Raw genomic sequence first — 21,260 nt, 5'->3', positions numbered from 1 at the left:
CCGCAGGAACGGTCGGCGTCAGGAGGCTGTGATGAACGAGACGGCCTATGCCCAGTTCTGCCCGGTCGCGATGGCGGCCGAAGTGATCGGCGCGCGATGGACTTTGCTGATCCTTCGGGAGCTCGGCGCCGGATCCACGCGCTTCAACGATCTTCGCCGAGGACTGCCGCGCCTCTCGCCGGCGCTGCTCTCGCAACGGCTGAAGGCGCTCGAGGCCGCCGAGGTCGTCCGACGGTCGGTGGACGGCGGCGCGCCCGAGTACGTCCTCACCGAGGCGGGGCGCGACCTGATTCCCATCATCGAGGCGATCGGACGTTGGGGCCAGCGCTGGGTGGATCCCGAACTCGCCCTGCAGCAGCGCGACGCCCGGCTGTTGATGTGGGACATGCGGCGCAACCTCGACCCGTCGCCGTTGCCCGCGCGGCGGTGCGTGATCGAGTTCCAGTATCCTGACGCTCCCGCGGGGCAACGCTCGTGGTGGCTGGTCGTGGGACCGCGAGAGGGAGTCGATCTCTGCAGCGTCGACCCTGGCTTCGACGTCGATCTCTACGCCACCAGCGACCTGCGCACGATGACGGCGATCTGGATGGGCCTCGAGACCGTGCGTGCGGCGACCGCGGCGGAACGGCTCAAGCTCGTGGGCGATCGCAAGCTCGCGGCCGACATGCAGACGTGGCTGGGCCTCAGCCCCTTCGCGCGCGAGGCGCGGCTGGCGGGGTGAACCGTACACCTGCAAGCGCCGCCGCCACGAGGGCGGCAGCGCCCGTGCAAGCTGTCTTCGGTGGTCGCGGCGGGCGAGCCGGGAGCGCGTCTTGGAACGTGGGAGCCGAAACGCGCTCCAGGTCCGTGTCTAGCGGCCCGCAGCCGGGGTGTGGCGACGGTGGGCGGCCTCGGCCTCCACCTCGCTGGTCTTCATGGATCGCAGCCAGGGCATGATCTGCCAGAAGGCCGACAGGCCCACGAGCACATAGACCACCCTTGCGGCGGCCGCTTCGTCGCCGCCGAACAGGTTGGCCACGAGGTCGGCTTCATGGCCGCCGATCGCCACCACGCCCCAGTTGACGCCGCCGATTATGACCAGAAGCAGGGTCAGCAGGTTGAGCCACTTCATTTGGTCCTCCAGTACGGCGGAAAGCCGTGGCCCGGTAAGACGCGCCGCCTGCGAATGTTCCCGACGATCAGCGACTTAGACGTCCACCTCGGCGTCGAGGGCGTTTTCCTGGATGAACTCGCGGCGGGGCTCGACCAGGTCGCCCATCAGGCGGGTGAACATGTCGTCGGCGTCGTCGGCGTGGTTCACCTTTACCTGCAGGAGGGTGCGGGCCTCGACGTCGAGCGTCGTCTCCCAGAGCTGCTCGGCGTTCATCTCGCCCAGGCCCTTGTAGCGCTGGATGGAGAGGCCCCGGCGGCCGTTGTCCATCACCGCGTTCACCAGGTCCAGCGGGCCGCGGACCTTCGACGTGCGGTCGCGGCGCGTGAAGGTGGCCACGCCCGAGAAGGTCTCGCTCATCTTGGCCGCGCGCTCGGCGAGGCGCCGCGCGTCGGCGGCGTGCAGCAGCAGGTCGTCCAGCACGAGTTTCTCGGAGACGCCGCGCTTGATCCGGCTGAAGGCGTAGCCGCCCCCGGCCGCGGGCTCGCCGGTCCAGGCGCCGTCGCCTTCCTCGGCATAGAGATCGAGCCGCCGGGCGGCCGCGGCCACGTCCTCGGCGTTGCCCAGCAGGCCCGCCAGCGCCGCCTGCTCGATGGCAAAGGCCGGCGCGCGGGCGGCCAGGCGCTCGATGTTGGCCTTGGCCGCGCGCGACTGCTGCACCAGGGCCAGGAGGTCGGCGCCGGTCATGCGCGTGCCGTCGGCGAGGTCCAGCGTCGCGCCGTCGACGCCCTCGTCGATCAGGTAGACCTCGAGCTCGGCGTCGTCCTTCAGGTAGCGGACGGACTTGCCCTTGGACGCTTTGTAGAGCGGCGGCTGGGCGATGTAGAGGTAGCCCTTCTCGATCACCTCCGGCATCTGCCGGTAGAAGAAGGTGAGCAGCAGGGTCCGGATGTGGGCGCCGTCGACGTCGGCGTCCGTCATGATGACGATCTTGTGGTAGCGCAGCTTCTCGATATCGAACTCGTCGCGCCCGATGCCGGCGCCGAGCGCCATGATCAGCGTGCCCACCTGCTCGGACGACAGCATCTTGTCGAAGCGGGCGCGCTCGACGTTCAGGATCTTGCCGCGCAGGGGCAGGATCGCCTGGTTCTCGCGGTTGCGCGCCTGCTTGGCCGAGCCGCCGGCGGAGTCGCCCTCCACCAGGAAGATCTCGGACTTGGCCGGGTCCTTCTCGGAGCAGTCGGCGAGCTTGCCGGGCAGGCTGGTGATGTCGAGCGCGGACTTGCGGCGCGTGAGCTCGCGGGCCTTGCGCGCGGCCTCGCGGGCGGCGGCGGCCTCGGCGATCTTCTGCACGATCATCTTGGCTTCGTTCGGGTGCTCCTCGAACCAGGTCGCGAGCCCCTCGCCCACCAGTCCCTCCACGGCCGGGCGCACCTCGGAGCTGACCAGCTTGTCCTTGGTCTGCGACGAGAACTTGGGATCGGGCACCTTGACCGACAGCACGCAGGTCAGGCCCTCGCGGGCGTCCTCGCCCGAGACGCTGACCTTCTCGCGCTTCGCCGCGCCCGAACTCTCCGCGTAGTTGGTGATGATCCGGGTCAGGGCCGAGCGGAAGGCCGCCAGGTGCGTGCCGCCGTCGCGCTGCGGGATGTTGTTCGTGAAGCAGAGGACGTTCTCGTGGTAGCCGTCGTTCCACCAGAGCGACATGTCGACCTCGACCGACTCGCGGCGGCCCCGGATCACGATCGGCTGCTTGATGAGCGGGGTCTTGGCCTTGTCGAGGTGGCGCACGAAGGCCTCGATGCCGCCCTCGTAGCTCATGACCTCCTCGAACGGCTCGGCGCCGCGCAGGTCCTTCAGCCAGATGGTCACGCCCGAGTTCAGGAACGCCAGCTCGCGCAGGCGGTGCTCCAGGGTCTTCAGGTCGAAGTCGATGAACTTGAAGGTGTCGAGCGAGGGCAGGAAGGTGACCTCGGTGCCGGTCAGCGGCTCGCCGTTCTCGCGGAGCGGCGAATCGCCCGTCACCACGAGCGGCGAGACGGCGTCGCCGAGACGGAACTCCATCTCGTGGACCTTGCCGTTGCGATGGATCTTCAGCTTCAGGAAGTCGGAGAGCGCGTTCACGACCGACACGCCCACGCCGTGCAGGCCGCCCGAGACCTTGTAGCTGTTCTGGTCGAATTTCCCGCCCGCGTGCAGCTGGGTCATGATGACCTCGGCCGCCGAGACGCCCTCGCCCTCGTGGATGTCGGTGGGGATGCCGCGGCCGTCGTCGGTGACCGTGCACGAGCCGTCGGCGTTGAGGATCACCTCGACGCGCGTCGCCCAGCCCGCCAGCGCCTCGTCGATGGCGTTGTCCACCACCTCGTAGACCATGTGGTGCAGGCCCGAGCCGTCGTCGGTGTCGCCGATGTACATGCCCGGGCGCTTGCGGACGGCGTCCAGCCCCTTCAGGACCTTGATGGACTCCGCGCCGTACTCGGCCGCGCCGTTGCCGCCATTCCCGGTCTCGGGGGTCTCGCTGTCTTCGCTCATCACGCGTCCGGTTGAATCCGCCCGGAACGCCCACCTGGACGCCCGGCCCGATCCGATAGAGGGGTTGAGGGCGCCGCCCGCAGGATGAAGAGGCGCCGCCGCCGGCCGTTCGCGGGCCGATTCTCGTTGTGGAATATAGGGGTTCCCGGCGCCTTATGCACCTCCCGCGTACGCGTGCGCGCGCGAAGGTTTGAGTTCCATTCTTTCGGCATTACGCTCCGGCAGAGCGCGAACGTCGGGGGGCGGCTTGGAGAGGTGGCTGCTGGCGGCACTGGTCTTCGCGCCGTGGGCGGCCACGGCCGCGGACCGGGTCGCGACTGTGGTCGAGCCTGACTGGGCCGAGCTCCCCTCGCCAGAGCTTCTGTCCGCCAACTATCCCAAGGCGCCTCTGCTGCTCGAGATCGAAGGTTTGGCGCAGATCAGCTGCGACGTGGACGAGAGGGGTCGGCTGAGCGGCTGCAACGTGGACCGTGAGGTCCCCGCAGACCTGGGCTTCGGCGTCGCGGCCATTCGGATGAGTTCCAGCTTCCGGATGAAGCCAAGACTGTTCGCCGGCGTGCCTGTGTCGGGCGGGACCGTCTGCATTCCGGTCCGCTTCACACTTCCGCCGCGCAGCGATTCCCGGCGGCCGGCGGGACCTCCATCGGCGGAGGCCCTCCGGGCCGTTGACGCCCTGGAGCTGGCGCCATTGTTTCTCGCCTCTCTCGACGCAGACCTGACGGCTCTGGAACAGGACGACGGCGCAGCGACGCCCAAGGCGTCCCGGGCGGCGGCGACCGCTGCGCTTCGACGGGCGATCGAGGCGCGGAAATCCGGGGCGCGCGAAGCCCTCGCGCAGGCCATGACGGCGGACCTCTCCAGAGACGAGATCATGGCGTTCCACGACTTCGCAGGATCGCCCGGCGCCGCGGTGCTCCAGCGAAGCGGAGAGGAGGTCGCCGCGGCGATCACGCGCGCCGTACCGCGCATGGCGGACCTGATCGGCGCGGAGGTGAGCCGGACGCTCTGCGGCCGCGAAACGTGCGACGGAGCCGGCCTGCCGCTGCAGCCCCCCTCATCCGGAGCCTCCGCCCCGGCCACGGAACAGGCGCCGTCACCCGCAGTCCAGGCCGCACGGGAGCTCATGGCGGCGCTGGATCCGATAAAGCAGATGGAACCCGGGATCGGGGTGCAGCTCGCGAGGCTGAAGGCCGCCTCGGAAACCGGCGACCCTGTCTCGAAGATGACGGCCGAACTGGTGGAGAAGGCGCTCCGCCGCGTCCTGGCCGATCTCGTAGACGAGGCCGCCGTGGCCCTCGCGGCAAGCTCGCGCGAGGACGACATCCGGGCCGCGACGGCCTTCACTACGGCCCCGGCCGCACGCCGGGTAGCGTCGAGCGGCCCGGACGCACCCGGTCTCAGCTCGTTCGCCTCCGAGATCGCCGCGGCGGCGCGTACGACATACTGCCAGGACCACGATTGCACCAGGCCGCCGCCACCTCGCTGACCGGCTGACGCCTGCCGCCGGGCTGAGGTCGGCGCCTCTCCATGCCCCCAGACCCATGAGCTGGCGCGTCGGCGCCCAAAACGCAGGCAGGGCGCGGGCGACGGGGGCGCCGGGGCGGGTTTGGCGCGCGGGACGTGGCGGAGGTCGCCTATGGCTTGGCCATGTCCGCGGAACTGCTCGACCTCTGCGGCGACCTTCCGGTCGTCGATTTCGCCCCCGGCGAGGCCCTGCTCGACGAGGGGCAGACCTCGGGCCGCCTCTATGTGCTGATCGGAGGCGAGGTCGAGATCGTGAAGGGCGACTTCCAGATCGACGTGGTGACCGAGCCCGGCGCCATCTTCGGCGAGATGTCGGTGCTTCTGGCCGCGCCGCACATGGCGACGGTCCGGGCGGTGACGCCCTGCCGCGCCTACCGGTCGACCGAGGGCGAGACGTTCCTGCGGTCGCACCCCGAGATCGCCTATCACCTGGCCCGGGTGCTGGCGCAGCGGCTGAACGGGGTGACCGGCTACCTCGTGGACCTGAAGCGGCAGTTCGAGGGCGAGCGCAGCCACCTGGGCTTCGTGGACGAGATCCTCGAGACCCTGGTGCACAACCAGGGCCCGGCCTTCACGCCGGGCTCGGACCGGGACCCGGGATAGCGGGCGCCCACGCGGGCAGACCCGCAAGCGACTCCACGGGGCGCGACAGAGGCGCGTCCAGGCGCACGATCTCGGCGCCGGCTAGCGAGATCCAGGCGGCGGCGGGCTGGGCGGTGTCGAGGATCACGTGCGCCGGTTCGGGGCCGATCTGCTGGCCGGCGTTGAAGACCCAGGTGTCGCCGATGCGATCGACCCACGAGCCCTCGCGCTTGAACGGGGCCTGGTGGATGTGGCCGCAGAGCACGATGTCGGGGCGGTAGAGCTCGATCCAGGCCGAGAGGTCGGCGTCGCCCCACGACCGGCGGCCGTCCCAGCTGGTGGGCGAGTCCGCGGGCGGCGCGTGATAGACCCAGATCCAGGGCCGGCGGGGCGCTGCGGCGTCGCGCGCCAGCTGGTCGGCGATGCGGGCACGGGCGGCCGGCCCGTCCCACCAGGGGCAGATGGTCACCCGGGCCGCGTCCAGCTCGAGGGTGTCGCCGTCGGTAGGCACGCCGAGGCGGCGCACCCGCTCGATCCAGGCCGGGATCCGCTCTCCGGCGGCGTCCCGCCGGTCCAGGTCGTGGTTGCCGGACGAGACGACCAGGCGCGTCGTGCGCGCCAGCCGCTGCAGGTACTTGAGGATCACCACCACCTGCACATTGCCGTCCAGGCTGCTGGAGATGTCGAGGTGGTCGCCCGCGATGACCACGAGGTCGAACGCCGGCGCGGCGGCGGCCGTCCAGTCATACTGCTTCAGCGCATAGTGCAGGTCTGAGACCAGCAGGATCCGCATCGCCCTCCCCAGCGAACGCGGGGCCCGAACCCCGCGCGGACGCTGGGGCCGCGCCGGCCGCGGCGTCAATCGGGCGGCCCGCTCAGGCCGCGGGCGCCGCCAGATGCTGCAACAACAGGCGATTGATCGCGTCCGGGACCTCGTCGGTGAGGAAATGACCGGCGCCTTCGATCACCTCGAACCGGTAGGGGCCGGTGACGAAGTCGGCGGTGGCCTCGGCGGCCATCCGGCCCACCGTGCCGTCGGCGTCGCCCCAGACGTAGAGGGTGCGGGCGGCGACGGGCGGGACGTCGGCCGCGCGCAGTGAGCCGGCGCCGGCGCGGTACCAGGCCACGGCGGCTTCGAGCGCGCCGGGCGGCGCAAGCGTGTCGATGTAAGCCTGCGCCGTGGCGGCGGGGACGCCGGCGCCGGCGAACATGGCCCGCAGCCCGGCGAAGTCGTCCGCGCGCATCGCGGTCACGGTGGCGTCGTCCTGCAGCGCCTTGTGATGCCCGGACCGCTGCGCCTGCCGCGGGTCGCCGGCGAAGGCGCGGGCGAACGCGGCGGGGTGCGGCCGCGAGAGGACGGCGAGGCTCAGGAGCCGCTCGGGCGCGCGCACCGCCGTCAGCCAGGCGATCTGGCCGCCCCAGTCGTGGCCGACGAGGTGGAAGCGGGCGTGCCCCAGGGCGTCCATCAGGGCGAGCGCGTCGCCGACGATGAGGTCGGCGGCATAGGCCGCGACGCCGTCGGGCCGCGCGCCGGCCGAGTAGCCGCGCTGGTCGGGCGCGATGGCGCGGTAGCCAGCCGCCGCCAGCGCCGCGCCCTGGGCGCGCCAGGCCGCCCGCGACTGCGGGAAGCCGTGCAGCATCAGGACGGGCGCGCCGTCGTCGGGGCCGTAGAGGTCGACAGTGAAGTCGAGCTGGCCGGCGCGAAGGGTTCGGGTGTCAGGCATGGGGCCGAGCGTAGGCCCGGCGATCCGCGTCCGCCAGGGCGTGAGGGTCTGCACGCGGCGGCCGCCCATCCTGGCGAACGCCTGACGATCGGGCGTTTCGGACTCGCTGATCTCGATCGAGGCGGCGCTGTCGACGAAAGACCGGGCCTTCCTACTTTGCGGGGGTCAGCCCGGAGGGCTCCACGCGGAACCCCTGCGCCCGCCCCGCCAGCCCTTCGAACAGCGGCTCGTCGGCGCCGGTGAGGAACGCCTGCAGGCCCAGGGCCTCGATCTCGTCGAACAGCGCGGCGCGGCGGCGGGCGTCGAGGTGGGCGGCGACCTCGTCCAGCAGGAGGATCGGGGCGGGCGCCTCGGCGCGGGCGAGCCGGGCGGCCTGGGCGAGCACCAGGTTCAGGATCAGCGCCTTCTGCTCGCCGGTGGAGCATTCGGCCGCGGCGCGGTCCTTCTCGGCGTGGACGACGGCGAGGTCGCCGCGGTGCGGTCCGGTGAGCGCGCGGCCGGCGGCGGCGTCGCGCTCGCGGGCGGCGGCCAGGGCGCGGGCCAGCCGCGCCTCGATCTCGGCGAAGTCCGCCCCCTCCCCCGCCATACGTTCCCAGTCGCCGGTGAGCGACAGCCGCGCCTGCGGGAAGGGCCGTTCGCCGCGCGTGGCGATCTCGGCCGCCAGCGCCGCCAGGGTGCGCGCCCGCGCCTCTGCCATCAGGGTTCCGGACTCGGCCAGCCGGGCTTCCAGCGCGTCGAGCCAGGCGGCGTCGGCGGGGCCGTCGGTGAGCAGGCGCATGCGTTCGCGCAGCGCCTTCTCGTAGGCCTGGACATGGACGGCGTGCTGCGGCTCGGCCGCGAAGACCAGGCGGTCGAAGAAGCGTCGGCGCTCGGCCGCCCCCTCGAGGAAGAGGCGATCCTGCGCCGGCGTCAGCCAGACCTGGCGCATGTGCTCGGCGAGACGCCCGGGCGGCGCGGGCTGGCCCTCCACGCGCACCACCCGCCGCGCCGCCCCCGCCTGCTCGACCCCGGTGCCCAGACGGACCTCGTCGCCGCCGGCCCTCAGGGTCACCGACACGGCCCAGGCGCGACCCGTCGCCTCGCCGGGCAGCCTGCGGCCCACCTCGGCCAGGGCCGAGCCGCGGAGGCCGCGTCCGGGGATCAGGAAGCTGACGGCTTCCAGGAGATTGGTCTTTCCCGCGCCGTTCGGGCCCGCCAGCCAGACGGGGCGCCCGTCGAGCGCCAGCTCGGCGCCCGCGTAGCTGCGGAAGTCCGTCAGGGAGAGGCGGGTCAGGGCCGTCGCGGTCACCGCGGCGTCTTAGCGGGTTTCCGCCGGATCCGGGAACAGCCAGGGACCCGGCGGCGGCGGGTCTTCGGCGCCGTTGAGGTCCGGATTCCGCCAGCGGATGTCACAGGCGTGGCCATATCTGCGTCCTGGCCGCACAGACGAGACGAGGAACGACACATGGACCAGACCGCCAAAGCCCGAGCCTTCCACGAGCTGCACCAGGGCCCCGAGGTGCTGGTGCTGGCCAACGTGTGGGACGCGGCGTCCGCCGCCACCGTGGAGGCGGCCGGGGCCAAGGCGCTCGCCACGTCCTCGGCCGCCGTGGCCTGGGCGCACGGCTACGCCGACGGCGACGTGCTGGCCGTGGAGACCACCTGCCGCGTGGTGGCCGAGATCGTGAGGATCACCGACCTGCCGGTGAGCTGCGATTTCGAAGGCGGCTTCACCGACGACCTGGGCGTCCTCGCCGACAACATCAGGCGGGTGATCGACGCCGGCGCGGTGGGGATCAACTTCGAGGACGGCGGCCGCGACCCGGAACTGCACGCGCGCAAGGTCGCCGCCGCCCGCGCCGCCGCGGAGACGGCCGGCGTCGACCTCTTCATCAACGCGCGGACCGACGTCTACCTGCGCCAGCTTGCGCAAGGCGACGCGGCCGAGGCGGAGGCCATCCGTCGGGGCCGGCTCTACGCCGACGCCGGCGCCAGCGGGGTGTTCACCCCCGGCGCCGCTGATCCCGAGCTGATCCGGCGGCTGGCGGCGGCGCTGCCGCTGCCTCTGAACGTCATGGCCTGGCCCGGCGTCCCCGATGCGGCGACCCTGGCGAGCCTCGGCGCACGGCGCCTCTCGGCCGGCACGGGGACGTTCCGTGCGGCGTTCGCCGCCCTGGCGAAGACGGCGGCCGCGTTCCTGGAGACCGGCGACGTCCACGGCCTGGGGGCCGCCGGCGATGGCGCGCCGGCGCTGCAAAAGCGGTTCTCGGGCGGGTGACCTCGGCGCACCGGCCGCCTATCTTGCGCCGATGACCGAGACGCTCGACGCCGAGACCGCGGCGCTGCCCGACACCCCCCGCGACGCCACGCAGGACGGCCCCGCGATCCGCCTGTACCTGGTGGACGGGTCGGGCTTCATCTTCCGCGCCTTCCACGCGCTGCCGCCGCTGACGCGCAAGTCCGACGGCCTGCCCACCGGGGCGGTCGCCGGCTTCTGCAACATGATCTGGAAGCTGTTGGTGGACATGAAGGCGCAGCCCGACGCGCCGACCCACCTGGCGGTGGTGTTCGACAAGTCGGAGGTGACGTTCCGCAACAAGCTGTACGACCAGTACAAGGCCCACCGGCCGCCGCCGCCCGAGGACCTGGTCCCGCAGTTCCCGCTGGTGCGCGAGGCCACGCGCGCGTTCGGCGTGCCCTGCCTGGAACTGGGCGGCTACGAGGCCGACGACATCATCGCGGCCTACGCCTGCAAGGTGCGCGACCTGGGCGGCGAGGTGGTCATCGTCTCGTCCGACAAGGACCTGATGCAGCTGGTGGGCGACCGGGTGTCGATGCTCGACACCATGAAGAACGTGAAGATCGGCCCCGACCAGGTGATGGAGAAGTTCGGCGTTCCGCCGAGCCGCGTCGTCGATGTGCAGGCCCTTTGCGGCGATTCGGTGGACAACGTGCCGGGCGCGCCGGGCATCGGGATCAAGACGGCCTCGGCGCTGATCAACGAGTACGGCGACCTCGAGACGCTTCTGTCGCGGGCGACCGAGATCAAGCAGGAGAAGCGCCGCCAGACGCTGATCGAGTACGCCGACCAGATCCGGCTCTCGCGCCAGCTGGTGCAGCTGGATTGCGACACGCCGCTGCCCGAGCCGATCGACGACCTCGCGGTGCGCGACCCGGACGCCGGCGTCTTGCAGGCCTTCCTCGAGCAGATGGAGTTCCGCACCCTGTCGCGGCGGGTGAGCGAGGCCATCGCCCCCGGGCGCGAGGCGGGCGTGGCGGCGGTGATGGCCGAGATCAAGGCCGCCGGGCCGACGGCGCCGACGCACGAGGCCATCGATCACGCCGTCTACGAATGCGTGCGCGACGAGGCGGCGCTCGAGGCCTGGATCGCGCGGGCCTACGAGACCGGGATCGTGGCGTTCGACACCGAGACGGACGCGCTGGGCGCCTTCCAGTCGAACCTCTGCGGGATCTCGCTGGCCGTCGCGCCGGGCCAGGCCTGCTACATCCCGGTGGGCCACGCGGGCGAGCATGAGGGCGGCCTGGCGCTCGACGCCCCGGCCGACCTGCAGCAGGTCGCGCAGGACGTCGCCCTCGCCCGGCTGAAGCCGCTGTTCGAGGATCCGTCGGTGCTGAAGGTGGCGCAGAACGCCAAGTACGACATGGCGGTGCTGGCGCGGCACGGCATCCGCGTGTCGCCCATCGACGACACCATGCTGCTGGCCTTCGCCCTGGAGGGGGGGCTGCACAACAAGTACGGCATGGACGAGCTCAGTAAGCGCGTCCTCGACCATGAGCCGATCCCGTACAAGCAGGTGGCCGGGACCGGAAAGGCCCAGAAGAGCTTCAAGCACGTGGACCTGGCCGCGGCGACCGCCTACGCGGCCGAGGACGCCGACGTGACGATCCGGCTGTGGGAACACCTGAAGCCGCGGCTCGCGCACGAGCGGATGGCCACGGTCTACGAGCGCTTCGAGCGGCCGATGCCGGCGGTGCTGGTGGGCATGGAGATGGAGGGGATCAAGGTCGATCCCGAGATCCTGAAGCGGCTCTCACACGACTTCTCGGTGCGCATGGTCGAACTGGAGGCCGAGGCGCACCGCGTCGCCGGACGGCCCTTCAACCTGGGCTCTCCGAAGCAGATCGGCGACATCCTGTTCAAGGAGATGGGCATCGCCTCGGGCAAGACCACCGCCACGGGCGCGCAGTCGACGGACGCCTCCCTGCTCGAGGACCTGGCGGCCCAGGGCCATGAGCTGCCGCGCATCCTGCTGGACTGGCGGCAGCTGTCGAAGCTGAAGGGCACCTACACCGACAACCTGGTGGATGCGATCCACCCGCAGACCGGCCGCGTGCACACCAGCTACAGCCTGGCGGCGGCGACCACCGGCCGCCTCGCCTCCACCGACCCCAACCTGCAGAACATCCCGATCCGCACCGAGGAAGGCCGCAAGATCCGCAAGGCCTTCATCGCCGAGCCGGGGCACGTGCTGATCAGCGCCGACTATTCGCAGATCGAGCTGCGCCTGCTGGCGCACATCGGCGACATCCCGCAGCTCAAGCGGGCCTTCGCCGAGGGCCTCGACATCCACGCCATGACCGCTTCCGAGATGTTCGGCGTGCCCGTCGAGGGCATGCCGGCCGACACCCGCCGGCGGGCCAAGGCGATCAACTTCGGCATCGTCTACGGCATCTCGGCCTTCGGCCTCGCCAACCAGCTGGGCATCCCGCGCGAGGAGGCCGGCGCCTACATCAAGACCTACTTCGAGCGCTTCCCCGGCATCCGCACCTACATGGACCGCCAGATCCAGCAGGTGCGCAGCCAGGCCTTCGTCACCACCATCTTCGGCCGCAAGGTCCACATCCCGGCCGCGCGCGGAAAGAGCCAGGCCGAGCGCAGCTTCGCCGACCGCGCGGCGATCAACGCCCCGATCCAGGGCGCGGCGGCCGACGTCATGCGCCGCGCCATGATCCGCATGCCCCAGGCGCTGCTCGACGCGGGCCTGAAGGCGAAGATGCTGCTCCAGGTGCACGACGAACTGGTGTTCGAAGCGCCGGAGGCGGAGGCCGACCAGGTCATCGCGGTGGCCAGGCGGGTGATGGAGCGCGCCGCCGAGCCCGCCGTCTCGATCAGCGTGCCCCTGGTCGTCGAAGCGCGCGCCGCCGCCAACTGGGACGACGCGCACTGAGGCGCCGGCTTAGACGATCCAGCCGCTCGACGTGGCTTGAAGGTCGGAGACGTCCAGACCCAGGAGCACGATCTTGTCGCCGTTCGACCAGCTGATCGTGACCCCCGAAGGCGTCTGCGAAAGCGTCGGCTTGAGACCCGCCGCCAGGTAGTCGGACACGACGATCGCGTCACGCTCGCCGGAGGCGCCGAAGTCGGTCACGACGTCCTGACCGTCGCCGCGGCGAAACACGAACGTGTCGGCGCCAGGGCCGCCGGTCAGCCTGTCCGCACCCACGCCGCCGTCGATCGTGTCGGCGCCCGCGCCGCCGTCAAGGGTGTCGGTCCCTTGACGGCCCTTGAGTTCGTTGGATCCCGTGTTGCCGACGATCTTGTTGTTCAGCTCGTTTCCGCCGGCGGGGACGTTCCATCCGCCGGTCAGCACCACATTCTCGAGGTTCGCCTTCAGCGTCACGCCTTGCGCTGTCTTGACGGTGTCGATGCCGCCGCTGGCGTATTCGGTGATCTTGTCGCTGCTGTCGGACACGTAGACGTCATTGCCCGCGCCGCCCGCCAGGGTGTCGGCGCCCTCGCGCCCTTCAAGCGTGTCGCCGGAGGGCGTCCCGGTCAGGGTCTCGCCGAGGGCGCTGCCGACGATGCTCTTGCCCGCGCCGCTGGGCGACCAGAGGGACCGCGCCAGGTCGCCGCCGTCCGCCGCGGCCGGCAGGGTCGTGTTGAACCCCGCGACGACCGACGTCGAGCCGGGCGTGTGCAGCGAGTTGGCCCTGTTGAACAGCATTTCGCCGCCGCGAACGCCATCGAGCTTGATCCAGGACGTGTAGTCGCCGAAGCCCTGCACGACATTGTGGTCGACGACCACATCCCGACCGTTCTGGACGTAGATGCCGTTGTAGAGGGCTCCGACAACCAGATTGCCGCGGATGAGTACATCCAGGTAGGGCAGGTTGCCGACCTCGTCGCGCAGGAAAATGCCCTGGTTGGGCGTCCCGTCCCCACGCATGTAGACGTTGTCGACGATCGTGATGTGATGCGCCGACTTCGTCGTGTTCGTCGTCCAGAACTGGATCGCGTCCGGGTGCTCGTTGTTCGGCCGGCGGAAGTCGGTGAGGGTGTTGCGCGCGATGGTCACATAGGACGAGCCGCCGCCGCGGATGCCGTCCATCGATATATCGTGGAACGTGTTGTCCGAGATCGTCAGTCGCTCGCTATCCGAGTGGCCGATGCCCGAGAAGAGGTTATGCAGTTCCGACTGCTTGATCGAAATGTCCGCGCTCTGCGAGATGTAGAACCCGGGGGGACCATTGGAGAAATCGCCGTCCTCCGAGCCGTGGATCTCATCGCGCAGGAACGACACGTAGCGCGATGTGGTGACCTCGATCTTTGAGACCAGCGAGAACTCGAGATCCTGGAACGACAGGTTGCTGCTACCGCGGATGACGAGCCCGTGCAGCACGGCCGGGTTGGCCGCATCGGCCGACTTGAAGGTCACCTGCGATTCCGGGTTGAAGCTCAGAATCTTGATCGCGGCGTAGTCACCGGCCCCGAGCTGGATCGTGTCGCCCCCTTTGGCGACGCCGAGCGCGGCGGCGAGTGATGCGTCATCGTGCACGTCTATGATCACTTTGATCTCCGGACAATATATCGCGCATGAGCACTGATATTCGGCCAATATTCTGACGGAGAAATCACATCGTTCGGTCGCGACACGTAACAATGTGCGACTTGAACTAGACCTGTTGAAGCTCGATTAGATGCTGAACTATGCGATTCACCCATCGGCCACGACTTGTTAGTCAGCCATTGCTGACTTGCGAAGGCGCAATGGTGTCGCAGGAGAAATACGTAGTCGCGAGAAGGGCATGTCCATACGCGCCCCGGTGAGAAGGCCAGCAGCGAGAGCCGCTAGGCGCCTCACCGCGCGCCTGCGCCGGGCGCTGCTCGACGCGGGACTCAGGGCTTTGAGTCTGCCTACGCCGAGACCTGCAGGAACCGGCGGGTCTCGCCCTCCAGGCGCACGGCGCTGAGCACGCCCGTGAAGTAGACGCCCGTATCGACGTTGATGCGGTTGGCCTTGACCTCGGGCCGCCCCGGCGCGGGCGTGTGTCCGTGGACCACGACCTTTCCGAAGTCGTCGTCGCTGTCGAGGAAGGCGTGGCGGATCCACATCAGGTCGCGCGGGGACTGCTCGGCGAGCGCGACGCCCGGCCGGACGCCCGCGTGCACGAAGTGGTAGTCGCCGATGGTGCGGGACAGCTCCAGTCCGCGCAGGAAGCCGCGGTGCGCGTCCGGGACCGCGGCGGCGAAGCGCGCCCGGGCCTCGGCGCAGGCGCGCACGTCGTCGGGATCGGGCGCGGCGACGCCGTAGGACTCCAGCGTCTCCCGGCCCCAGCTGCCGATCCAGGCCGGCGCGAAGGCGGGCTCGTCGAGGAACCGCAGCATCGCCTCCTCGTGATTGCCGCGGAGCGGCGCGGCCTCGACGTCGGCGCGGCCCGCGAAGGCCAGCACCAGGTCCATAGCCCCACGGCTGTCGGGCCCCCGGTCCACGTAGTCGCCCACGAACACCACCACCGGCCGCTCCGCCGGCCGGCTCGCCTCGGCGTCGCGCACGATGTCGGCCAGCAACCGCTCCAGCGCCCCGGCGTAGCCGTGCACATCGCCCACCGCATAGACGAGCCGGCCCCCGGTGGAGGGCGGTGATGGTGTCCGGCGGTCTGTCACGGAAGGGTCCTGGTGGAGCCGAGGGGAGTCGAACCCCTGACCTCCTCATTGCGAACGAGGCGCTCTACCAACTGAGCTACGGCCCCAGGAAGGCGCGGAATAAGTCGATTGCGGGCGCTCCTGTCAAGCGGCCACGCCGGGCGGGGCGACGAACGGCCAACTTTGTCGCGGCGGCAAACCCGGCTAGAAGCAGCCCCCGAAGGCCATAGGACCCGTCCATGATCGCAATCATCCAGTTCGTCTTCTTCGTGGCGAGCGGCCTCCTCGAGTTCATCAAGTGGGCGATCATCATCAGCGCCGTGCTGTCGTGGCTGGTGGCGTTCAACGTGCTGAACATCCGCAACCAGTTCGCCTACAACGTGGTGCGGTTCCTCGACGCGGTGACCCAGCCGGTCCTGCGCCCCTTCCAGCGGCTGATCCCGCCGCTGGGCAGCGTCGACATCAGCCCGATCGTGGCGATCCTGGTCATCGTGGGCGTGCAGCGGTTCATCCTGCCGGCCCTGGCGAACTTCCTCATTGGCGTCGTCGCCGTCTGAGCCCCTGCGCCTGACGGTGCGCGTGACGCCGAAGGGCGGGCGCGACGCCGTCGACGGGTGGAGCCTGGACGACGCCGGACGGCCTGTGCTGCGGCTGCGGGTCTCGGCCGCGCCGTCCGAGGGGGCCGCCAACGCCGCGGCGACGGCCCTCGTCGCCCGCGGGCTGGGCGTGCCGAAGTCGGCGGTGCGGGTGATCGCCGGCCAGACCGCACGGCTCAAGCGCCTCGAGATCGACGGCGTGAACGCGGACGACGTCGCGCGCGCCTTCGGCGCCCCCTGACGCGGAACCCGCGGCCCACAACGCGGTTTAGACGCTGATCGCCCGGCCGTTCCCCTAGTGGGTCGAGGGCGACCACGATCGGCCCGGCCCACACCCCCCTGGCATCCCCCCGACCGAGGCCGGGCCGATCCCCCCTCCGAACCGTCGAGACCAGCCCCGCGGAACGCCTCGCGCCCGCGCCTGTTCTGTGATTGCGTAGCTTGCCGAGGAGCACACCGATGACCGACGCTGGACCTCATTCCGGGAAGGGCCCGCGGACGTGGGTCCGCACCGACGAGCGCCTGTGCGAGGAGGTGTCCGAGCGGCTGATGGAGGACCGGCTGATCGACGCGAGCGAGGTGGAGATCTCTGTGGCGGACGGGACCGTCACCCTCACCGGACACGCCCCGGGCGCCTCGGACGTGACGCACGCCGAGATGCTGGCCCGGCAGACCCCGGGCGTGACGGCCGTGATCAACCGCCTTGTCGTCCAGGCGGGCCCCCGGGCCGTCGAACGGCTGGGCGAGCCGAACCCGTACGATCACTATGAGGGCCGATGGGGGCGGTGGGTCCCGCCCGTCATCACCTGACGACAACGGAGCCGCGATGCCGAGCCGAGCCCACCTTGCCCGCCTGATCGCCGACGCGCGGCGCATGGTGGTGTTCACCGGCGCCGGCATCTCCACGGAGAGCGGCATCCCCGACTTCCGCAGCCCCGGCGGGGTCTGGAGCAGGATGAAGCCCATCTATTTCCAGGACTTCGTCGCCAGCGAGGAGCGGCGCCGCGAGGCGTGGGAGCGCGCGTTCGGCGGGCGCGCGGGCTGGGTGGGGCGCGAACCCAATGCGGGCCACCACGCGGTCGCGCGGCTCGTCGCGTCCGGCAAGTGCGCCGCGGTCATCACCCAGAACGTCGACAACCTGCACCAGGCCTCGGGCGTGCCGGCGGACAGGATCATCGAGCTGCACGGCAACGCCAGCTACGCCACCTGCCTGGAATGCGGCGAGCGGCACGAGCTCGACGAGCTGAAGACGCTCTACGAGGCGACCGGTGACCTTCCGGCGTGCCGGTCCTGCAGCGGGATCGTGAAGACCGCGACCATCTCGTTCGGGCAGGCCATGCCGGCCGAGCCCATGGCGCGCGCCGAGGCGGAGACTCTGGCCTGCGACTTGTTCCTCGTGCTGGGCTCGTCGCTGGTGGTCTATCCGGCGGCGGGCTTTCCGGTGCTGGCGAAGAAGAACGGCGCGAGGCTGGCGATCGTCAACCGCGAGCCCACCGACATCGATCCCTACGCGGACCTGGTGCTGCACGACGAGATCGGACCCGCGATGAGCGAGGCGACGTCCGCGAATTCGTGACCTGGGCCCGCGTCCACCCCCTCTCGCTTCGCGAGCTCCCCCACGGGGGGAGCATGGTCGGGAGGGTCCTTCCGTCCGGTTTCCCGCGCTCGCCCCGCGACGGGAACAGCCCCTGGGCGCTTCTGCGGCGAAACCGGGCGCTGGGGCGCTATTTGCCTTTGCGCGGCCATTTCGTCACACCCTCGCCTTGATCTTCACGCTATGCGCTCCGCCGCATGTCCCTGGAGCGCTCCGTGATCCGCATCCTCGCCGTCGCCGGCCTGTCCCTTTCCGTCCTCTCGGCCTGCAGCTCGGGGGGCGGCGACGCAGCCGCTTCGGACGACCCCAACGTGGCCCTGCGCCCGCTGATCGCGCAGTGGAGCAAGGACATCGAGGCGACCCACTCCGCCTGCTCGGCGAAGGTCGAGGGCAAGGGCTGCCAGGACTTCCAGGTGACCTGCAAGGCGGAGCACGCCGTGGGCGCGGCCGACGCCCAGCGGGGCGTGACGGCGCAGGTGATCGCGGCCATGACCTTCGCGGGCCGCAACCCGGACGGCTCCACCGGCAAGTCCGGCTCGTCGTTCGCGCTGTTCTCCAAGGCCGCCGACGGGTGGACGCGCGGCGAAGCGATGCCCGTCAACCTGCAGACCTGCGCGCCGGTGTAGGCCGGCTTCAGCCGCGCGCGCCGACGATCTTCTTCACCTGCGCCGCCTGGCGGCGAGCGACCGGCACCTCGGCGCCGGACTGCAGCACGACGGCCGACGGGCCGCCGGGGCGGCGCGCCAGGCGCACGATGCGGTCGCGCCGGACCAGCGCGCCGCGGTGGACGCGCAGGAAATCGGCCGGGTCCAGCTCGGCCTGAAGCTTCCGGATGGCCTTGCGCACGAGGAAGCTGCGGCCCCGGCTGTGGATGCGCACATAGTCGCGCTCGGCCTCGACCCAGTCGATCAGCGCCACGGGCAGCCGCAGCCGGTCGCCGCGGTCCGGCACCCAGATCTCCTCGGCGAAGCCGCTAGGGGGCGGCTCGGTCTCGGCGGCCCGAAGCGCCGCGACCACCTCCTCGAGCTCGACGATGCGGGACCGCGCGGCCCGGCTCTGGAGCGCCTTGCGGGCGCGTTCCAGCGCCGCGTGCAGACGGTCGAACTCCACCGGCTTCAGGAGGTAGTCCACGGCCGCGAGCTCGAACGCATCGGTGGCGAAACGGGAGAAGGCGGTGACGAAGATGAAGGCCGGCGCACGCTCGGGATCGATGGCCCGGGCGAGGTCGAGGCCCGACAGGCCCGGCATGCGGATGTCCAGCAGGACCACGTCGACGCCGCCGCCGGCGATGAGGCGCAGGGCCTCCTCGCCGGTGCTGGCCTGGCCCACCACCTCGGCGTCACGCGCCTTGTCGATGGCCATCTGCAGTCGTCGCAGGGCCGGGGGTTCGTCGTCGACGATCGCCACCCGCAGGGGCGTCGTCGCCTGCGCGATGTCCTGGATCATGCCCGCTCCAATGGAATTTCGACCGAGGCCAGGAAGCCCTGGGGCCGGCGCGGTCCGCAGGTGAGCTCGGCGGCCTTGCCGTAGATCAGCTCCAGCCGGCGACGGACGTTCTCGAGCCCGAGGCCCAGCTTCGGCGGCGCATGCCCGGCGCCGTCCTTGCCGTCGTCCGAGACGGTCAGCCGCAGCCGGCCGTTCGAGGCCTCGGCCGAGATCTCGATGGTGACCGGCGCGTTCGAGCGCGCGACGCCGTACTTGACGGCGTTCTCCACGAGCGGCTGCAGGATCAGGCTGGGGGCCAGGGCGTCGCGCAGGTCGGCCGGGATGTTCTCCACGTAGTTCAGCCGGTCCTCGAACCGCGCCTGCTCGATCAGCAGGTACTGGCGCTGGGCCTCGATCTCATCCGAGAGCGGCGCCTTGTCGGGCAGCTCCTTCTCCAGCGTGTGGCGCAGGAAGGAGGACAGCGAGAGCACCACCCGCTCGGCCCGCTCGTTCTCCTTGGCGAGGATCAGCGAGCTCAGCGCGTTCAGGGTGTTGAACAGGAAGTGCGGGTTGATCTGGTAGCGCAGCATCCGGTTCTGGGCGTCGATCGCCATGGCCTGCGACGCCAGAAGCCGCAGGTTCTTCTCCTTCAGCTCCTCCTCGTAGCGGATGGCGAAGTAGAGGGCGCACCAGCTGATGAACGTCCAGAAGAACATCGAGGCGGTGAACGAGAGCGAGATCGGCGACAGGGGCTCGACCTTCCACAGCGGCGCGATCAGGTAGAAGACGACGTAGTTCAGGTAGGCGTAGGCGAAGCCGCCCAGGATCGACAGCACCACGGCGGCCACGAGGCGCCGCCAGATCGGCTGGTCGGCCAGGGCCGAAAGGATGCGGCCGATCAGGAGGCAGGCGGCGAAGCCGAAGATGGCCATGGCCAGGCGGCGCAGCGCCATCTCCCCCGCGTGCGGCATGGGATCGGCCATCATGCGTGCGGTCACGATGACGTAGGTCAGCGTCCAGAGGACGAAGTTCGCGACCAGGTAGTTGTTGACGCGCGGCAGACGCATCTTGCCTCCCCCAGGCGGGGCATTCTGACGCCTTCGGCGCCACAACCAAGGCCGCTGGTCGACGCCGCTGCGCCGTTCGCCGCAATTCCGGGCGCATTTCCGGACGACCCGCGGCTTTCGAGCCGCCCCGCGCTGCGACGGCGACGCGGCTGCGACCGCTTGTCGCGGCCGCCTGTCCGCCCGCTGCAAATCCCGACCTTTCGGCCGGACCGGGACGCCCCTCGCCGCAATTCCCATGAAGCCGGAGCGGCCGCTGTCATGCTGGCCTCCGGAAGTGTCACGGAGAGGGAGATCGCGCGTGCCGGTGCGTCCGCCATCGCTCAGGGCCATAGCCGCTTTCGAGGCCGCCGCGCGGCACGAGAGCTTCACCAAGGCCGCGGACGAGCTCAACCTGACGCAGAGCGCCATCAGCCATGCGATCCGCTCGCTGGAGCTCCGGCTGGGGGTGGACCTCTTCGAGCGCTACGGCCGGACCGTCGCGCTGACCGAGCCGGGCCGAGCGTTCGTGAGCCGCCTCCGTCTGTCGCTGAACCTGATCTCGGAAGCCTTCGAGACGCCCGCGCGGCCGGGCCGCGCGCGCCTGGTGGTCGCCGCCAGCGCGGGGGTGGCCGAACGCCTGCTCGCGACCCGCCTCCCCCAGTTCCTGGCCGGCAATCCCGACCGCGAAATCGAGCTCAGGACCGTGAACGGGGCCGCCGAGGTGACCGCGGGCGAGGCGGACGTCGCGGTGCTGTACGGCGCCGGCGCCTGCGCCGGGCTGACCCAGCGCCGCCTGGCGGGCGAGGTCCTCTTCCCGGTGGCCGCGCCGGGCCCCGACCTGCCGCGGCGCCCCGAGGAGCTGGTTCGGGCCGCGCTGATCCATCAGCCCGAGCACCCGTGGCGGGTCTGGCTGGAGCAGATCGGCCTCTCCGAGCTGCCGACGCCGGCGACCCTGATCGCCGACAGCCCGCTGGCCGCGCTCGAACTGGCGCGCAACGGCGCCGGCGTGTGCCTCGCCCGCGGGCTGCTCGTCCGCGACGACCTGCGGACCGGCCGGCTGGTCCGGCTCTTCGACGCCGAGGCGGCGCTGCGCGAGGACTACACGGCGGTCTGGAACCCGGCCTCGCCGCGCGCGGACCTGGTGCGGCCGTTCGTGGACTGGCTGGCGGGCGCCCTGGACCCCGGCCCGGCCCCGGTGCTGCACGCGGCCTGAGCGGGCGCCTTACCTCCGCCGGATCAGTCGCCGATCAAGAGAAAGGGCCCTCGCCGGAACGAGGGCC

The 21,260-nt window shown here is 71.0% G+C and carries 20 protein-coding genes and 1 tRNA gene; 11 read left to right on the top strand and 10 right to left on the bottom strand.

Going from position 1 to position 21,260, the window contains the following annotated elements; translation table 11 throughout:
- Nucleotides 1-31: 31 nt before the first annotated feature.
- A complete protein-coding gene (locus tag AC2D8W_RS12690; protein ID WP_484671833.1) occupies nt 32-721 on the top strand; it encodes a winged helix-turn-helix transcriptional regulator in 690 nt (229 codons plus the stop codon).
- Nucleotides 722-850: 129 nt separating this feature from the next.
- On the opposite strand, the gene AC2D8W_RS12685 is transcribed toward AC2D8W_RS12690, so the two are convergent.
- Nucleotides 851-1,111 carry a DUF378 domain-containing protein gene (locus AC2D8W_RS12685; protein WP_484671832.1) on the bottom strand — a complete coding sequence of 87 codons (261 nt, stop codon included), beginning with the start codon at nt 1,109-1,111 and terminating at the stop codon, nt 851-853.
- Between the two features lie 75 nt (nt 1,112-1,186).
- On the bottom strand, nt 1,187-3,625 hold the full coding sequence (gene gyrB, locus AC2D8W_RS12680) for a DNA topoisomerase (ATP-hydrolyzing) subunit B (RefSeq protein WP_484671831.1): 2,439 nt from the start codon (nt 3,623-3,625) through the stop codon (nt 1,187-1,189).
- 247 nt (nt 3,626-3,872) lie between these two features.
- Between gyrB and AC2D8W_RS12675 the strand changes: the two genes are divergently transcribed.
- Both AC2D8W_RS12675 and AC2D8W_RS12670 read left to right on the top strand, forming a co-directional pair.
- Entirely contained in the window at nt 3,873-5,111 is a 1,239-nt protein-coding gene (locus tag AC2D8W_RS12675) for a TonB family protein (RefSeq protein ID WP_484671830.1), read from the top strand.
- A 161-nt stretch (nt 5,112-5,272) separates the two neighbouring features.
- Nucleotides 5,273-5,752, top strand: a complete 480-nt coding sequence (locus AC2D8W_RS12670) for a Crp/Fnr family transcriptional regulator (RefSeq protein WP_484671829.1) — start codon at nt 5,273-5,275, stop codon at nt 5,750-5,752.
- Here AC2D8W_RS12670 and AC2D8W_RS12665 read toward each other — a convergent pair.
- The 3 genes from AC2D8W_RS12665 to recF all read right to left on the bottom strand — a co-directional run bounded on the left by AC2D8W_RS12665 (nt 5,721) and on the right by recF (nt 8,743).
- Entirely contained in the window at nt 5,721-6,524 is an 804-nt protein-coding gene (locus tag AC2D8W_RS12665) for a metallophosphoesterase family protein (RefSeq protein WP_484671828.1), read from the bottom strand. The two genes, AC2D8W_RS12670 and AC2D8W_RS12665, sit on opposite strands and share 32 nt — an antisense overlap.
- A gap of 82 nt (nt 6,525-6,606) precedes the next feature.
- Nucleotides 6,607-7,455, bottom strand: a complete 849-nt coding sequence (locus AC2D8W_RS12660) for an alpha/beta fold hydrolase (RefSeq protein ID WP_484671827.1) — start codon at nt 7,453-7,455, stop codon at nt 6,607-6,609.
- 151 nt (nt 7,456-7,606) lie between these two features.
- Nucleotides 7,607-8,743 carry a DNA replication/repair protein RecF gene (recF, locus tag AC2D8W_RS12655; protein ID WP_484671826.1) on the bottom strand — a complete coding sequence of 379 codons (1,137 nt, stop codon included), beginning with the start codon at nt 8,741-8,743 and terminating at the stop codon, nt 7,607-7,609.
- Between the two features lie 156 nt (nt 8,744-8,899).
- Here recF and AC2D8W_RS12650 point away from each other — a divergent pair, with 156 nt between their 5' ends.
- Together AC2D8W_RS12650 and polA are read left to right on the top strand one after the other, a co-directional pair.
- Nucleotides 8,900-9,712 carry an isocitrate lyase/PEP mutase family protein gene (locus tag AC2D8W_RS12650; protein ID WP_484671825.1) on the top strand — a complete coding sequence of 271 codons (813 nt, stop codon included), beginning with the start codon at nt 8,900-8,902 and terminating at the stop codon, nt 9,710-9,712.
- A 31-nt stretch (nt 9,713-9,743) separates the two neighbouring features.
- A complete protein-coding gene (polA, locus tag AC2D8W_RS12645) occupies nt 9,744-12,623 on the top strand; it encodes a DNA polymerase I (protein ID WP_484671824.1) in 2,880 nt (959 codons plus the stop codon).
- Nucleotides 12,624-12,632: 9 nt separating this feature from the next.
- Here the strand turns inward: polA and AC2D8W_RS12640 are convergent, their stop codons facing one another.
- The 3 genes from AC2D8W_RS12640 to AC2D8W_RS12630 all read right to left on the bottom strand — a co-directional run bounded on the left by AC2D8W_RS12640 (nt 12,633) and on the right by AC2D8W_RS12630 (nt 15,426).
- A complete protein-coding gene (locus tag AC2D8W_RS12640; protein ID WP_484671823.1) occupies nt 12,633-14,243 on the bottom strand; it encodes a right-handed parallel beta-helix repeat-containing protein in 1,611 nt (536 codons plus the stop codon).
- Nucleotides 14,244-14,590: 347 nt separating this feature from the next.
- Complete coding sequence (locus AC2D8W_RS12635) at nt 14,591-15,283, bottom strand: metallophosphoesterase family protein (RefSeq protein WP_484671822.1); 693 nt, start codon at nt 15,281-15,283, stop codon at nt 14,591-14,593.
- A gap of 67 nt (nt 15,284-15,350) precedes the next feature.
- Nucleotides 15,351-15,426, bottom strand: a tRNA-Ala gene (locus AC2D8W_RS12630).
- Between the two features lie 132 nt (nt 15,427-15,558).
- Between AC2D8W_RS12630 and AC2D8W_RS12625 the strand changes: the two genes are divergently transcribed.
- The 5 genes from AC2D8W_RS12625 to AC2D8W_RS12605 all read left to right on the top strand — a co-directional run bounded on the left by AC2D8W_RS12625 (nt 15,559) and on the right by AC2D8W_RS12605 (nt 18,135).
- The gene (locus AC2D8W_RS12625; RefSeq protein ID WP_293483427.1) at nt 15,559-15,876 is read left to right on the top strand and encodes a YggT family protein; all 318 of its coding nucleotides are present in this window, start codon (nt 15,559-15,561) and stop codon (nt 15,874-15,876) included.
- Nucleotides 15,857-16,156 (top strand): DUF167 family protein, encoded by a 300-nt coding sequence (locus AC2D8W_RS12620; RefSeq protein ID WP_484671821.1) that lies wholly within the window; start codon nt 15,857-15,859, stop codon nt 16,154-16,156. Before AC2D8W_RS12625 ends, AC2D8W_RS12620 begins: the two co-directional genes overlap by 20 nt.
- 218 nt (nt 16,157-16,374) lie before the next feature.
- Nucleotides 16,375-16,725, top strand: coding sequence for a BON domain-containing protein (locus tag AC2D8W_RS12615; protein WP_484671820.1), 351 nt, complete (start codon nt 16,375-16,377; stop codon nt 16,723-16,725).
- A gap of 16 nt (nt 16,726-16,741) precedes the next feature.
- Nucleotides 16,742-17,491, top strand: a complete 750-nt coding sequence (locus tag AC2D8W_RS12610; RefSeq protein ID WP_484671819.1) for an SIR2 family NAD-dependent protein deacylase — start codon at nt 16,742-16,744, stop codon at nt 17,489-17,491.
- 233 nt (nt 17,492-17,724) lie between these two features.
- Complete coding sequence (locus AC2D8W_RS12605) at nt 17,725-18,135, top strand: hypothetical protein (protein ID WP_293481281.1); 411 nt, start codon at nt 17,725-17,727, stop codon at nt 18,133-18,135.
- A 7-nt stretch (nt 18,136-18,142) separates the two neighbouring features.
- Here AC2D8W_RS12605 and AC2D8W_RS12600 read toward each other — a convergent pair whose 3' ends face one another.
- Nucleotides 18,143-18,955, bottom strand: a complete 813-nt coding sequence (locus tag AC2D8W_RS12600; RefSeq protein ID WP_484671818.1) for a LytR/AlgR family response regulator transcription factor — start codon at nt 18,953-18,955, stop codon at nt 18,143-18,145.
- Complete coding sequence (locus AC2D8W_RS12595) at nt 18,952-20,001, bottom strand: sensor histidine kinase (RefSeq protein WP_293481279.1); 1,050 nt, start codon at nt 19,999-20,001, stop codon at nt 18,952-18,954. The genes AC2D8W_RS12600 and AC2D8W_RS12595 overlap by 4 nt, the downstream gene beginning before the upstream one ends.
- A 298-nt stretch (nt 20,002-20,299) precedes the next feature.
- Here AC2D8W_RS12595 and AC2D8W_RS12590 point away from each other — a divergent pair, with 298 nt between their 5' ends.
- Nucleotides 20,300-21,193 (top strand): LysR substrate-binding domain-containing protein, encoded by an 894-nt coding sequence (locus AC2D8W_RS12590; protein WP_293481278.1) that lies wholly within the window; start codon nt 20,300-20,302, stop codon nt 21,191-21,193.
- The last annotated feature ends 67 nt before the right edge of the window (nt 21,194-21,260 follow it).

The sequence above is a fragment of the Phenylobacterium sp. T106 genome (assembly GCF_057219735.1).
The sequence above is the reverse complement of the archived record's forward strand: the minus strand, read 5'-3'. Positions and strand labels throughout refer to the sequence as shown.